The sequence below is a fragment of the Filimonas effusa genome (assembly GCF_004118675.1).
In the GTDB taxonomy this organism is placed as follows: Bacteria; Bacteroidota; Bacteroidia; order Chitinophagales; family Chitinophagaceae; genus Filimonas; species Filimonas effusa.
In genome coordinates, this window is the sequence record NZ_SDHZ01000001.1 from 1,492,773 (window position 1) to 1,507,614 (window position 14,842).

Below are 14,842 nucleotides of genomic sequence, written 5' to 3' on the forward strand. Positions count from 1 at the left end.
GGGAATCAGATGGAGCACAAAGAATGGCTGGCGCAGTTGCCAGCCATTTTACTTTTTAGTACTGGAAGAATATTTCTGTGGCGCCGTAGCCGAAGCGGGCGTCGTATTTGTTGATGAAAGTTTTCACGTCTTTGCGTACTTTAAGGAGGTCGTGGATCTCATCGCGGAGGCGGCCGGAGCCAACGCCGTGGATAATGATGAGGGTGGCCTGGTGGTGCGCCACTGCCAGTTCGTACCATTTTTCGAATTCCCTCAGCTGGATGTTCAGGATCTCGAGGTTACTCATTTGCTCCCAATTGTTCGAGAGTTTTTCTATGTGGAGGTCGACCACAGAGCGGGGCTGTGGCAGGTGCTGACGGATATTGCTGAGATCGTAGACTTTATACCCTTTGGCCGCCAGAGCGCTTACCTCTATCCTATCGTCTTCTTTTTTCTCCGGGTAGCGGGCAAAAAGCTGGTAAGAAATAGATGGTTCGTTCTTCTCCTTCATTTCCTCGATGCGTTTGAAGACCTGTTTGCCTTTGAGTTTTACGTTGGTTTCGTAGTAGTTTTCCTTTTTCTTATCGGGTTTGACGAGGGAGAACTCGAAGATGAAAGCGGGGTTATTACTCAGGTCGTCGAAAGGCACGTCGTGCAGGTAAAAGTCCTGGAAACGGTGAATTTCGTTATCGAGGCCGAAGCCTTCGGTACCGTTCGCGAATTGCTGGCGATAGCTGAATTTGTATGCGTTATCGGTTTTATTGACCAGGTACACTTTGAAATAGTCCACTATTTCATCGTCGAACTCGTCGTAAGAGAATTTAGGAAGGAATGAAAGCCAGACACCGTCTTCCACCTTGATCTGGTTGGGAGTAGGTTTTTCTTTGGGAATGTTATCGGCGTATTGTTTTGGGGCCGGCTTTGGCGCCTCGACCACTTTCTTTTTGGTGAACCTATGAAAATACGGGAAATCGATCTGGTCCATGTAGGCGGGGAATTTCACGCCCCGCACCTCAATGAGCACCATGTTATCGTTGATGATTTCAATGACCTTACCTTCTTCGTTGCTGTGTAATACTAATATATCGTCGCCTACCTGATACTTCATGCTGCAAAATTAGTTAAAAAGATGACAGATGAGAGAAGGGAAAAAGAAACCCCAAAGCGGGTTTACGCCGGCTTTGGGGCTATATATAGTGCGCACCAATATGCTATTCCCTGCCAGCTGCGGGTTTTAGTTTGGAGTTTTTATAACCGTAGAGGAAATAAACGAGGAGGCCCAGCGCCATCCAGGCGAAAAAGAGGAACCAGCTGCCTGTCGGGATCTCGATCATGAGATAGAGGCAAAACAGGACGCCGAGGATGGGAATGAGGGAGTAACTTCTTACAATGGTTATGATGCTAAGCGCCAGGGCTATGAGCATGAACAAAAGGAAGAGGATCTCCTGATGGTTTTCTGTTGTCAGGTGCGTAGCAGCGTTGATGATCCTATAGCGGAAGAAGTAGACAAACAATGCAAATACTACGGGCACGATGTAGCGGCCGTTGATATAGGGCAGGCTAAACTTACCTGCTTGTTTTTCAATGGGTGGCAGCAATAATACCCCCCCGGAAACCAGGACAAAGGCGAAAAGTGTGCCTATGCTGGTAAGGTCGGTCACCACCCCGCTTTGCAGGAACAGGGAAGGCACGGCAACCAGGATACCTGTTATGATGGTTGCAAAAGACGGCGTGTGGTATTTAGGGTGTACCTGCTGGAATTTTTTTGGCAGGAGGCCATCGCGGCTCATGCTCATCCAGATACGTGGCTGTCCCAGCTGGAAGACGAGCAGTACAGAAGTTGTGGCGACGACGGCGCTTACCGAGATAATTTTTTCAATCCAGGGGGCTCTTTTGGCGAAGACAAACGCCAGCGGGTCGTTTACATCTTTGAAGCGGCTATAATTTTCGACTCCTGTGAGCACCAATGCGATAAGAATATAAAGGGCAGTGCAGATGACGAGGGAATAGATCATGGCCCTTGGCATATCGCGCTGGGGGTTTTTACATTCTTCGGCGGTTGTGGAGATGGCGTCGAAACCTATGTAAGCGTAGAAGACGGCTGATACACCTTTGAGGACACCTTCGAAGCGATTGGGCAGGAATGGCGTCCAGTTGTTCACGTCGACGAAGAAGGCGCCGGAAATGATCACGAAGATGATGACTGCGATCTTAAAGATGACCATATAATTGGCGGACTGCTTACTTTCTTTGATGCCTATGTAGGCGATCCAGGTGATAAGCGCCACTATAATGAAAGCGGGCAGGTTAAAGAAAACATGTTTTCCTGCGAGTATGGGGGCTTCGTTCCAGGCGGTTATTGCGAACTGGTATTTCTTCAGTAATTCGGGGTCTGTGATCTTACCTGTTGCGAGGGCTTTGGCAGCTTCGTGGAATGCTGAAGCGGCTGTTGCGGGATCGATCAGCAGCCAGTCGGGCAGGTGGATATGGAAGATATGCACCAGCAGGTTATTAAAGTAACCACTCCAGGAGATGGCCACTACGATATTACCGATAGCGTATTCGAGGATGAGGGCCCAGCCGATGGTCCAGGCGATAAGTTCGCCGAAGGTCACATAGGAGTAGGTGTATGCGCTACCTGAGATGGGTACCCTGCTTGCAAATTCGGCATAACAGAGGGCTGAGAATCCGCAGGTTACGGCTGTGATGATGAACAAGAGCGAGATACCGGGGCCACCGTGATAAGCTGCGCCTCCGATGGTAGAGAAGATACCTGCGCCGACGACGGCTGCAATTCCCATAAAGGTAAGGTCGCGTACGCCGAGGACTTTTCTAAGTCCTGCACCATGTTCTCCGATCCCCTCCTGCTGGTCTTTAAGAATACCGTCAATACTTTTTTTGCGGAATAAAGACTTACTCATGAACTTAGTTTTGGTTAATGTTCCCGTGCTACCAGGAAGTCGGCCAGCTGAGCCAGGTGAATTTTACGTTTTGAGGTCACCGCCACCGCTTCGAGGTGGTGATGTGCCTGGTTAAGGTATTGTTGTTTAAGGTTACGTGCCCATTCGTCGACATTACATTCCCTGAAGATAGACAAAACCTGCTGTACTTTACCGGCGGGGTTTTCCTGCATCAAGCGGAGCAGTTTTTCCTTCCGTGGAGTGTCGGCCACTTCGAGGGCGTGGAGTAAGAGGAAAGTCTTTTTATTCTGGCGGATATCGCCGCCGGGTTCTTTGCCGAATTTTTCCGGATCGCCGAATGCGTCGAGGTAATCGTCCTGTACCTGGAAGGCGATGCCGAGATTACGACCAAATTCGTAAACATGATGGCAATTACCTTCGCTGGCGCCGCCGAGGATGGCGCCTGTTTGCAAGCTGGCGGCGAGGAGTACGGATGTTTTCAATTCGATCATCCTGATATATTCCGTCAGTGACACGTTGTTGCGCTGTTCAAAGTCCATGTCGAGCTGTTGTCCTTCGCAGACCTCTCTAGCGGTTTTATTGAAGAGCTGGAGGATGCGTGGCAGGAAGTTTTTATCGAGGCGCGCGAGGTACTCGTAGGCGACGATCATCATAACGTCGCCTGTAAGCAGCGCTGTGCTTTCGTTGTATTTTGTATGCACGGTAGGCTGTCCCCTTCTGAGGGTTGCCTTATCCATGATATCGTCGTGCATAAGGGTGAAGTTATGAAACAGCTCTATAGCTGTAGCTACGTCGTAGGCGTTGGGATGAATTTCTCCGAAGAGTTCATTACCCATGAGGCAGGCTGCGGGTCTTATACGTTTACCTCCAATATTAAGGAAATAGTTACCGGGCTCGTATAAAGTGGCCGGTTGTGCCGGAAAATGTGAAGCGTTGAATTTTTCAGAAAAAATTTCAACCAGTTCTTTAAATGAGTGCATCCATTAAATTAATGGTGGCAAATGTAACGAGATTTGCCCCAACCTGTTTCAACAGGACTTGTTCTTTTTCGTTGCGGCGGGCTCCCTGATTTGGCGGATACTGTTAGTGAGATTTGCCGGAATGCGCATCAGCAGAGGGATTGGTAGAGCGCCAGGTATTCGCGGGCGGCTTTTTCCCAGCTAAAAGAGCGGGCTTTCTGCTGCAAAGATTGGGACATACCGGAGCTGGTTTTGAATTTTTCCATGCCATTTTTAAAGGTGAGGGTCATATGTTCCGGTTCAAAAGAGCGGAAATAGAAGCCCAGGTCACCTGCTATTTCGGGAATAGATGTTCTATCGGACAGGAATACGGGTTTACCGAAATACATGGCTTCTACGATGGGGATGCCGAAGCCTTCGGCCAGAGAGGGATGCAGGAATGCGTTACAATTCTTAAAATACCAGGCCCGGTCTTCGTCGGAGACGGTGCCGATAATGTGCAGGCGGTTGCTGATGCCCAGTTCTACCGCTTTCTGGCGCATTGCTTCAACATAATCCTGGTCGTCGATTTTACCAGCCAGGACCAGTTCGTATTCAGGGGTTTCTTTTAACAATGGCAGCAGCACATGGTAATTTTTTTTACTGTTCAAATAGCCGATACCGAAGAGAAAGGGCTTGCGTGGCGTATAAGCCCGGGGGGTAAGAGGCATGGTGTTATCCACATTTACGCCGTTATGAATCACCCGCACAAGTTTATTTCCCACATCACAGTTATTGAGAACGTCCTGTTTAGTAAATTCAGAGATACAAACTATGGCGTCACTTTTGCTGATATTATTTTGAACATGTTCCAGGTTTTGCTGTTGTTTGCTTAGCGGCTTTCCTTCGTGAAGAAAGTTAAGGTCATGAATAGTGAGTACCAGCTTCGTGTTCCTGTTCTTTTGTACTGCGGGCATGATGCGTCCCATTTGGAAAGGAGCATGCCAGACCTTACAATCGTTGAGGAAGGCCCTGAAATAAGGGAGTTTATGCCATTTGCTTTTAACGATATGGATACCGGGAGCACCAAAGGCAGTTTGTTGTGATGGCGGTACATAGAAGTTCATCGGCTCCTGGTTTTGCTTAGCCAGCAGTTGATTTATATGGAGGCCGAGGTTGAGGCAATAGTAATAAAGCCCGGAATACGGGAAGCGCATGGGATCACAATCAAGAATAATTTTAGCCATAGACTGATTCAGGAGTACGCAATAAAGAGACCAAAACTAAAGAGAAGTGCATCAAAGCGTATGCAAGGTGCGAAAGAAAGTCTGAAAAAATTATTTATCATTCCGTGCAACGGATACCAAAAACTAATTGTCAGCGTTCTATTATTTATATTGAATAGAGCCCTTTTACTTACAACACGCAGCAAGCATGAAGAAAATCGTATTTGATTGTGAACGCATGAAGTATGCCAGTACGGGTTTATATCATTTTTCGTTAAACCTGGGCAGTGCATTGATGAAGAAGGCTATCGAGGGAGAAGAGGCATTAACATTCTTTGTTCCTCCTAATGCTATAGGTGCGTTTGGAAAAGATCTATCCTATCTCAAGCAGCATTCGTTACAAAAGCTGTATCTCCCTTCTTTAAAGGAGTTTGACATATGGCATGCTACGTACCAGAGTTCGGATTACGTTCCGAGGCGGAATAAGAAGATAAAGGTGGTATTGAGCATTCATGATCTTAATTTTTTTTATGAAAACAAGTCTGAGAAAAAGAGAGAGAAGTATCTGCGGCATTTGCAGCAAAATGTAGATCGCAGTGATGCCATCATATGCATTTCTGATTTTTGCAGGCAGGATGTGTTACAACATTGTGATACCCATGGCAAGCCTGTTCATGTTATTTATAATGGCACCAATTCATTAAAGGCTCCTGCGTTGACGCAATTATCGTACAAGCCCAAGAAGCCTTTCCTGTTTTCACTTGGCAGCATTTGCAGGAAGAAAAACTTTCATGTGTTGTTACAGTTGCTGACCCAGAACAATGGCCTGGAGCTGATCATAGCCGGCCGGCCTGACGACCTGGATTATCTCGAGTACATTCGTCAATCGGCGCAGCAGCTTAAGGTAGCGGAGTATCTGCGGATCCTCGGTCCTATCAATGAGCATGAGAAGTCGTGGTATTACAGCAATTGTTATGCATTTGCCTTTCCTTCTATTGCCGAAGGTTTTGGGTTACCGGTAGCGGAGGCCATGTCTGTTGGCAAGCCTGTTTTTTTATCGGATAAAACGGCGTTACCTGAAATAGGAAGGAATATGGCATTCTATTTCCGTGATTTCAGTGCGGATCATATGCAGAATGTATTCCTGTCGGGGATGGAGGAATATATCAGGAACGACATGCATACGGCGATCAGGGAGCACGGTGCTTCGTTCAGTTGGGATAAGGCTGCCGGGGAATATATGGAAGTATATCGTTCTCTTTACTAATAATACGTGAAAAAGCCTTAATATTATTGACCCAAAGACAGTTATAATTATTTTCGTTACATGAAAGTTTATCGCCGGTTACTAGCATACGCACGTCCATTCAGCAAGTTCGTGGTCCCCTTCTTTATTTTTACATTGATAGGAGTTTTTTTTAGTGTTTTCCAGTTTGCCCTGATCATTCCCCTGCTCAACTTTCTTTTTGATCCCGTGAATACTGCTGATGCAGCTAAATATGCGACGGCTCCGGAGTTCAGGGTATCCTCCTCATTCTTTAAAGATTATTTTTATTATTTAATATATCATTTCAAGACAAGCAACCCGATACATGCTCTTTATTTTCTTGCCGGGATGATTGTAACATCTGTGATCATGGCCAACATATGCCGTTACCTGGCACAACGTTGCCTGATAAGCACGCGGACGTTACTGGTTAAGAGGTTACGTGAAGCATTGTTTGAAAAGATCAACCATCTTCATCTTGGTTTTTTCACCAAGGAGCATAAGGGTGATATCATAGCAAGATTGAACGGTGACGTATATGGTATAGAGAGCGCTGCTGCGAGCTCGCTCGAGGTGTTGTTCAAGGAGCCTTATGTTATGATAGGTTATTTTATTGCATTATTTGCGATTTCGGCGAAGCTGACCCTGTTCACACTTATCATTATACCCGTTTCGGCAGTGGCGATCGCTGCGGTGACCAAGAAGTTAAAGAAGGAAGCCAGTGAGGTGCAGGCATCTGCCGGCAAATTGCTGACGATCATAGATGAAACTTTGCTGGGCATGCGTATTATCAGGGCGTTCAACGCTACAGGTTTTATATTAAAGCGTTTCAGCCAGGAAAATGATTTTTACCGCCAGGCGAGTTTAGCTTCTTTTGCCAGAAGAGAGCTTGCTCCTTCGTTTTCGGAAGCTGCGGGCGTTATGGTTGTGGCGTGTATTCTCGTGTATGGCGGCAGCCTGGTACTTGCCAATAACGGCGGTTTACAAGCTGGTGCTTTCATTGCGTTCATTGCGATCTTTTCGCAGGTGATACGTCCGGCCAAAGCCATAGTAGTAGCGCTTTCGAACATACAAGCGGGGCAGGCATCGGGCGAGCGTATACTTGAGATACTTGACAAACCTGTTGAGATAGAAGACAGTCCGAATGCGGTACCGTTACCGGCTTTTACCGATAAGATAGAATTACGGGATGTTTATTTTGGTTATGGCGAAAGGCTGGTATTACAGCATATAAACCTTACGATACAAAAGGGTAAGACCGTGGCGCTGGTAGGGCCTTCGGGTGTAGGGAAATCGACTATCGCCGACCTGGTGCCCCGTTTTTATGAGGCTACGGGTGGAGAAGTGCTTATTGATGGAAAAAATGTGAAAGAGTATACGATGGAATCGTTGCGCAGTCATATGAGCTTTGTGACGCAGGAGATCATACTGTTCAATGACAGCATCTTCAACAATATTGCCCTGGGCCGTCCTGACGCCAAGATGGAAGATGTGATACATGCTGCCAAGGTTGCCAATGCGCATGACTTTATCATGGAGACAGAAAATGGTTATGATACCAATATCGGGGACAGGGGGATCCGTTTATCGGGTGGTCAGCGTCAGCGTTTGAGTATCGCGAGGGCTGTATTCAAGAACCCATCGATATTGATATTGGATGAGGCCACTTCGGCGCTCGATACGGAATCGGAAAAGTCGGTACAAGAAGCGTTGAACAATCTTATGCAAGGGCGTACTACGCTGGTGATCGCTCACCGTTTAAGTACTATCAAGGAAGCCGATGAAATCATTATTATGCAGGAAGGCCGTATTGTAGAGCGTGGCAGTCATGATGAGCTGATACAATCGGAGGAAAGTATTTATCACAGGCTTACCAAGTTGCAGAAGATTGCATAGCTGGCTGGAATTGCCTGAGATAGCTAATATAAGAAGGGCTTTACTTACTGTTTCGTAGTTTGTAAAGCCCTTGCTCATTTTATAAGCCTTGTTTTTATTTCTTACGCTTCTTTACAGGAGCTGCCGCTTTCTTTTTAGCGGGTGTTTTGGAAGCAACGGTTTTAGCGGTTCCGCCGGTGACCTGTTTGGGTTTGGCGGATTTAGCTTTGCTGTTATTTCCTGTTTTTCCAGGTGCTGCGGGCTTGTTTGGTACAGCCGCTTTTTTTGTTGCTTTTCCTGTAGTGGTTTTGCCGGGTGCTGTTTTATTTGCTGCTGTTTTATTTGCTGCGGTGTTGTTTGCTGCCGCGGTTTTGGCGGGCACAGTGGGTTTGTTCACTGCAACTTTTTTAACAGGGGCAACAGGCTTACCTACTTTGGTGGCATTGCCCGATACAGCCGGCTTTTTTACCGTTGTTGTTTTAACCGGTGCAACAGGTTTAGCTGTCTTCGTGGTTTTTGCGGCTTTGCCGGTTGTTTTTGTATTGCCTGTTTTCGTGGCTTTGCCGGTTGCTTTTACATTACCCCCTGAGGCTTTAACGGCAACACTGGATTTGCCTGTTACAGCGGCTTTACGGGAGGTTGTGTTTGTGCCGGTAACCTTTTTAACGGGAGCAGCCTGTTTAGTTTTCGCTACCGCTTTTTTGGGTGCGACAGACTTTACAGCAGTTGGCTGCTGCGTTTTTGCAGGCTGTTCTTTTGCCGATGCCTTTTTAGGATTCGTTTTTGCAGGCCGTTCTTTTGCCGACGCTTTTTCAGGAGCGGCTTTAACAGGCTTATTTATGGCTGTTTCCTTTACAGGTTTAGCTGTTATAGCTTTTCCGGATGCTGATGGCTTTCCGGCGGCGGCTGATGAGGCTTTCGCAGGAGTTGCTTTTTTAGACATTCCAGGGGCACTGGAGGCCGTTTTAGCCTCACCTGAAGGTGTTATTGCTTTAGCCTTGTTTTGGGGCGCTGTTTTGGCCGGAGCTGCTTTTTTAGGCGCAGGAACCGCATTAGCTTTAGAAGCGGCTGCGTTGGCTTTAGAAACTGCTGCGTTAGCTGCGGGAGCAGTTGCTTTGGCTTTAGAAGCGGCTGCGTTGGCTGCGGGAGCAGCTGCTTTAGCTTCAGGAGCGGCTGCGTTTATTTCGGAAGCGGCTGCGTTAGCTTCAGGAGCGATGGCAGCGTCTTTCGCTTCAGCGGTATGTTCGGGGGCCGGTGCAGCATTTTCGGTTTGGGGGATGTTTTCAGGATCTCCCGGCTCTGCGGTTTGTTGGGCAGCTGGCCTTGCTTCTTCTGTTTTAGGCTGTGCAGGTGATGGCCTGGAAGCGATGTATTTGGCGGGCGGGCTGGCCACAGTTGCCTGAGGGGTAACGGTTGCTTCTTCTGTAGCGTGAAGTACCCATTCGTAATCGAGCTGCCTTTTTTCGAGGTTGGCGGCTACCACCCTGATCCTTACTTTGTCGCCCATTCTAAACCTGCGGCCGCTTCGGAGGCCGTCGAGGCTGTAATCGGCTTCATTGTGCCTGAAATCGTCGTAATCGCTCAGGCTGGTGATATGTACCAGGCCTTCGCATTTATGAGCGACTGTTTCGGCCCAGAAGCCAAAGCCGCTTACGCCGCTGATAACAGCTTCAAATTCTTCGCCCAGGTAGCTTTTCATGTATTCTACCTGTTTGTATTTATTACCGGAGCGTTCGCATTCCATGGCGGCGCGTTCGCGTTCGCTGCTGTGTTTACATTTCTCTTCCATCTTCTTGTCTACTTCCGGTTTGCCGGCCAGGCAAGTTTCGACGATACGATGGACCATTACATCGGGGTAACGGCGTATGGGAGAAGTAAAGTGGCAATAATCTTCGAAGCCCAGTCCGTAGTGGCCTATGTTCTGCGATGTATAAACGGCTTTGGCCATTGTGCGGATACCCAGTTGTTCCAGCACGTGCTGTTCGGGCTTTCCTTTGGCGGCTTCGAGCATGCGGTTAAAGCTTTCGGCTATTTTTTCCGGGGTACTTATATCGAAAGTATGGCCATACTTGCGGGCGAAGGCGATGAAAGGCGTCAGCTTTTGTTCATCGGGCTGATCGTGTACGCGGTATGGGAACGGCAGGTCGTTGCCGCCGACCTTGATACGCGACACATAAGCTGCCACAGTGCGGTTGGCAAGCAGCATGAACTCTTCGATGAGCTGGTGCGCTTCCTTGCTTTCTTTTACGACGATGCCGATGGGTTTTGCATTTTCATCGAGCTTAAAGCGTACTTCCTGTGAAGAGAAGTTGATGGCACCTTTTGCGAAGCGTTCGCGACGCATTGTTTGTGCAAGATTGTTGAGCAGGAAAATTTCATCGAGGTATTTGCCTTCACCAGATTCAATGATCTCCTGTACGTCTTCGTAGGTGAAGCGGTGATTGGAGTGGATCACAGTTTTACCTATCCAGAACTCTTTGACTTCTGCGTTCTTATTCATCTGGAAGACTGCGGAGAAGCTCATTTTATCTTCATGCGGCCTCAGGGAGCAAAGTTCATTGGATATTCTTTCGGGCAGCATAGGGTTGACCCTATCGGGCATATAGACAGATGTAGCCCTGCGATAGGCTTCATCGTCGAGGGCGCTACCTGGTTCAACATAGTGGCTTACATCGGCGATGTGCACTCCTATTTCGTACCAGCCGTTTGGCAGCAGCCTCAGGGAGAGCGCGTCGTCGAAGTCTTTAGCGTCGACGGGGTCTATTGTAAACGTCAGCACATCGCGGAAGTCCTTTCTTTTATCGATATCGGACTGGCTGATGCTATCGGGGAGGCGTTCAGCTTCTTCCATCACCTCATCGGGGAAAGAAAGCGAGAAGCCGTTGCTGGCAAGGATCTCTTTCATTGCCAGGTCGTTTTCATTGGTGGCGTCCATAGTGGTAACCACCTCACCTACCGGCTTTTTATCGTCCTTATCCCATTTGATCATGCGCACGACCACTTTGTCTTTGTTTTTTGCGCCGTTGATACGATCGAGTGGGACGTAGATATCCGGCATAGGGCGTTCGCCGTCGACAACGACGAAAGCGAAGTTGGCAGCCATTTGCAGGGTTCCTATGAATTCGGTTTGCTTGCGGCTCACCACTTCTGTAATACGACCTTCTTTTCGTCCGCTGCGCAGGTTTTCACGAATGACTTTGACCCTAACTGTATCTCCGTGGAGTGCATTGTTAAAGTCGCCGGGGCGTACCAATACATCTCCGCTGCCATCGGCAATGACGACATAACCGATTCCGGAGCGGGTAATTTCGAGGGTACCCTTGCTCAGGAGATGTTGTTGGTGATGTTGTGTTGCCTTTCCTTTTCCGGTCTTGTGTTTGTGATGTTTTTTTCTGCTCATTCTGATGCAGGTTGTAGTTGAAAGTTATCGACAAAATCGAGGATCTGCCGGTTAAATTGTCCGCCTTCATTAAACAAAAAACCGTGCCGGACGGGTAATACGTATAAGGGCAGGTTATCGAGCTCCTGCCTGAATTTAAGTAACCGTACGGCATCTTTTTCTGTTGTGACGATCATTTTCTGCGGGGCCTGTATCTGGTCGTATCGTTTACGGATGTCTTTGAGGTCATCGATACGGAAGATATGATGATCGCTATAATCCTGCTGGTAGTAGGCAGCAGTGTTGTCGCCCAGGTAATGCTGAAGCGGTGCTGGGTTTGCGATACCGCAAACGAGCAGCACTTCATCGATCAACTGCAGCGGTCTTTCGGAGCGGTGAATGATATGATAGGGCGTTCCATATTCGATAGCAGTAAAGTAGAGCTGTTGTTTGGGCAGGGGTGCAATTTCTTTCCGGATATTATCGCGTGTTGCCGTATCGAGGTTGGGCGGGCATTTGGTTACGATAATGATATCGGCTCTTTTGTAGGACAAGCGCTGGTCGCGCAGGTCGCCTGTTGGCAGGAAGTAATCTCTTGTAAAGAGGTTGCTATAGTCGGTAAGGACGATGTTCAATCCTGCGGTAACGGCGCGGTGCTGGAAGGCGTCGTCGAGGATGATGGCCTGGATGCCTGGCCGGTCGTGCAGCAACTGGGGGATGGCAACGATGCGCTCTTCTCCTACGGCTACGGCTACATTGGGGAATTTGAGGTGGAACTGCATGGGTTCGTCGCCGATATCCAATGCGGTGCTGAGATCGTTTGCCAGGGCGTATCCTTTTGTTTTACGCTTATACCCCCTGCTCAGGGTGGCTATTTTATAGTTGTGCTGCAACAAGTTGAGGAGGTATTCGACCATGGGCGATTTGCCTGTTCCCCCTACTGCGAGGTTGCCTACACATATGAGGGGCAGGTTAAACTGTGCCGAGCGAAGCACGCCTTTATTGTACAGGTAGTTGCGGATAGTTACCACCAGTCCGTACAGCAGCGCAAAAGGGAGTAACAGCACCCTGAAAGATTTCAAAAAGAAAGCATTAAAATTCATAAACGTCTTCTGGGGTAATGCAATAGTTTAAAGGTACGTCAAAAGCCTGTGTATCAATGATTTTTTCAATTGGCGGGAAATAGCTGAAACCTATGGTGAGCACGTCTTCGCGGCAGGAAGCGAGGAAGCGGTCGTAGAATCCCTTACCATATCCGACGCGGAAGCCCTGCTGGTCGCATACGAGCATGGGTACCAGGATGAGGTCGAGTTCGGAGGGGGCAACGGGGCGTCCGTCTTTGGGTTCGGTGATGCCGTAATCGTTGGTGGTATAGGTAGTGTCTTCATCGATGATAACGGCTTTCATCGAGAAGTCGTTTAGATTGCAGACGGGGTAAGAGATGCGCAGGCCTGGAATCATATGGCGGAGGTAGCCGGAGAAAAGGTGGGTATTGGGTTCTGCCTTGCCGGCCAGGGGCCAGTAAGTAAGCAGGTTATGCACGTTTTCGAAAGCCAGTTGCTGGAACCGGATGAGCAGCAGGTCGTCCAGTTTGAGCTTATCGCGGGAGGATATGCCTTCCCTTTTTTCCTTATATAGTTTACGTAACTCCTTCTTGGTCATAAAGTACAGCAGCAGCTCTTTTCGCAAACGCAGTGTATGCCAGCGAGCTTTACAGGGTGGAAATATCGATAAAAACGGTGATATTTCCTGAAACAGATGGCGGATGACGGATGGCGGCTGCCCGGAATTATATGATTTAGCGGTAACAGGCCCTATCCGTTTTTATTCCTGCGGTTCGAAGAAAGAGAAGAGCGTAGTGCCGTAGTTACGGACGAAGCTGAAGCCCTGGAACTGTTCGTAGTTATTCCGGGGGGTATGTTCGAGCACGAAGAAGCCACCGGGGGCGATCAATTGCTTTTCGACAATGATGCGTGGGAGATCATCTATGGTACCGAGGGCATAGGGCGGGCCGGCGAAGATGAAATCGAACTGTCCTGAGCAGGTGTTGAGGAAGTTAAAGACTTCGATCTTCAGCACCTGGCAATTTTCGATGCCCAGCATGTCGACATTCTTTTTGATAAATGCGAACATCTGCGGGTCTTTTTCCACGATGGTAAGTTTGGCGGCGCCTCTTGAAGCCAGTTCGTAACTGATACTGCCGGTACCTCCGAAGAGGTCGAGCGTGGTAGCGCCATCGAAGTCGATACGGTGCTGCAGAATATTAAAGAGACCTTCTTTCGCTATATCGGTAGTAGGTCGTGTATAGGGCATATGTGCAGGCGGGTTGATTCTTCTGCCGCCCCATTTTCCCGAGATAATCCTCATGACATCATTTTAAAGAACGGTAAAAAATAATGCGGCGGGTGTTGCGCAAACTCACTACCTATCTGCCATTCGCCAGATGGTTCCGCAGTTGACACGTCGCGCAGGTATTTTTTCAATTCCTCGTACATCGGGGAGTTCAGGTCGATGAGCCCTTCTACGTGTACGGGGGTGGTATCATAATCCATTTTATACTGGTTGCAGGTATTGAGGATATGGTACAGTGCGTCTTCGGGCGTCTGGTAGTCGAACGTCTGGAGCAGTTGCACCTTAAATCCTTTTACGAGAATGAGGATAAAATGGCTGCGATAGAAAAGGGTGTAAATGCCTTTGGGGTCGTTGGAAAAGCGGTAGTAGAGCTGGAGGTATTTGTGTTCAAATGCTGCTCCGGGGAAATACTGTTGTGCGGCATCTTTCCAGTTTCTTGGGATACGGAAAACGGCGGTCATTTGTTCTGCCGGGCGTTGTTGTTCCTGGACGAGGGTATTGACGGAATTACCGAACATAAGGTCGAGGTAATTGGGGGCTATTTCCCTGTCGTGGAAAGAGTTGGGAACGAGCAGGCATTCCTGGTTTTCCCAGATGACCTGGGTTTTGGCATAACGGTTATCGAGGAGCCTGGAGAAGAGCTTTACCTGTTTGAGGACTTCGGCAAGGCTATCGAGCGGAGACATTTCGTGTTCAAACAGTTCGAAAGCGAGGATCTGCCTGGTGGTTTCTTCTGCCGTCCACAGGGCAATGTGCCGCTGGCCCAGTTCCACATAAAGCCTTTCCTCTTCCGCAGTCGTATCTGTAGTTGTATAAATGCCAAAGGTTTTCTGTACCATTTTTTCCAATTCAACTGCAATGATACTATAAAGCGGCGGGAGTAGAAAGAATGGGCGGTGGAAACG

General features: G+C 48.4%; 11 protein-coding genes. 2 read left to right on the forward strand and 9 right to left on the reverse strand.

Annotated features, from left to right (window positions below; all coding sequences use genetic code 11):
• Positions 1-55 precede the first annotated feature (55 nt).
• From ESB13_RS05495 to ESB13_RS05510, 4 genes are all read right to left on the reverse strand, one after another.
• Positions 56-1,087 (reverse strand): Smr/MutS family protein, encoded by a 1,032-nt coding sequence (locus ESB13_RS05495; RefSeq protein WP_129002012.1) that lies wholly within the window; start codon positions 1,085-1,087, stop codon positions 56-58.
• Positions 1,088-1,190: 103 nt separating this feature from the next.
• Complete coding sequence (locus tag ESB13_RS05500; protein WP_129002013.1) at positions 1,191-2,900, reverse strand: amino acid permease; 1,710 nt, start codon at positions 2,898-2,900, stop codon at positions 1,191-1,193.
• A gap of 14 nt (positions 2,901-2,914) precedes the next feature.
• A complete protein-coding gene (locus ESB13_RS05505; protein ID WP_129002014.1) occupies positions 2,915-3,880 on the reverse strand; it encodes a polyprenyl synthetase family protein in 966 nt (321 codons plus the stop codon).
• Between the two features lie 128 nt (positions 3,881-4,008).
• Positions 4,009-5,085 (reverse strand): glycosyltransferase family 4 protein, encoded by a 1,077-nt coding sequence (locus ESB13_RS05510; RefSeq protein WP_129002015.1) that lies wholly within the window; start codon positions 5,083-5,085, stop codon positions 4,009-4,011.
• Between the two features lie 187 nt (positions 5,086-5,272).
• Between ESB13_RS05510 and ESB13_RS05515 the strand changes: the two genes are divergently transcribed.
• Positions 5,273-6,331 (forward strand): glycosyltransferase family 4 protein, encoded by a 1,059-nt coding sequence (locus tag ESB13_RS05515; RefSeq protein WP_129002016.1) that lies wholly within the window; start codon positions 5,273-5,275, stop codon positions 6,329-6,331.
• A gap of 60 nt (positions 6,332-6,391) precedes the next feature.
• Positions 6,392-8,227 carry an ABC transporter ATP-binding protein gene (locus ESB13_RS05520; RefSeq protein WP_129002017.1) on the forward strand — a complete coding sequence of 612 codons (1,836 nt, stop codon included), beginning with the start codon at positions 6,392-6,394 and terminating at the stop codon, positions 8,225-8,227.
• A gap of 94 nt (positions 8,228-8,321) precedes the next feature.
• Here ESB13_RS05520 and rnr read toward each other — a convergent pair whose 3' ends face one another.
• From rnr to ESB13_RS05545, 5 genes are all read right to left on the reverse strand, one after another.
• The gene (gene rnr, locus ESB13_RS24020; protein WP_129002018.1) at positions 8,322-11,606 is read right to left on the reverse strand and encodes a ribonuclease R; all 3,285 of its coding nucleotides are present in this window, start codon (positions 11,604-11,606) and stop codon (positions 8,322-8,324) included.
• Positions 11,603-12,667, reverse strand: coding sequence for a tetraacyldisaccharide 4'-kinase (lpxK, locus tag ESB13_RS05530; RefSeq protein WP_246022441.1), 1,065 nt, complete (start codon positions 12,665-12,667; stop codon positions 11,603-11,605). Before lpxK ends, rnr begins: the two co-directional genes overlap by 4 nt.
• Positions 12,668-12,677: 10 nt before the next feature.
• Positions 12,678-13,274 carry a 5-formyltetrahydrofolate cyclo-ligase gene (locus tag ESB13_RS05535; protein ID WP_129002020.1) on the reverse strand — a complete coding sequence of 199 codons (597 nt, stop codon included), beginning with the start codon at positions 13,272-13,274 and terminating at the stop codon, positions 12,678-12,680.
• Positions 13,275-13,409: 135 nt separating this feature from the next.
• Positions 13,410-13,952: an RsmD family RNA methyltransferase gene (locus ESB13_RS05540; protein ID WP_129002021.1), complete on the reverse strand. Its 543-nt coding sequence runs from the start codon at positions 13,950-13,952 to the stop codon at positions 13,410-13,412.
• Positions 13,949-14,776, reverse strand: coding sequence for a DUF3822 family protein (locus tag ESB13_RS05545; RefSeq protein WP_129002022.1), 828 nt, complete (start codon positions 14,774-14,776; stop codon positions 13,949-13,951). Before ESB13_RS05545 ends, ESB13_RS05540 begins: the two co-directional genes overlap by 4 nt.
• Positions 14,777-14,842 lie beyond the last annotated feature (66 nt).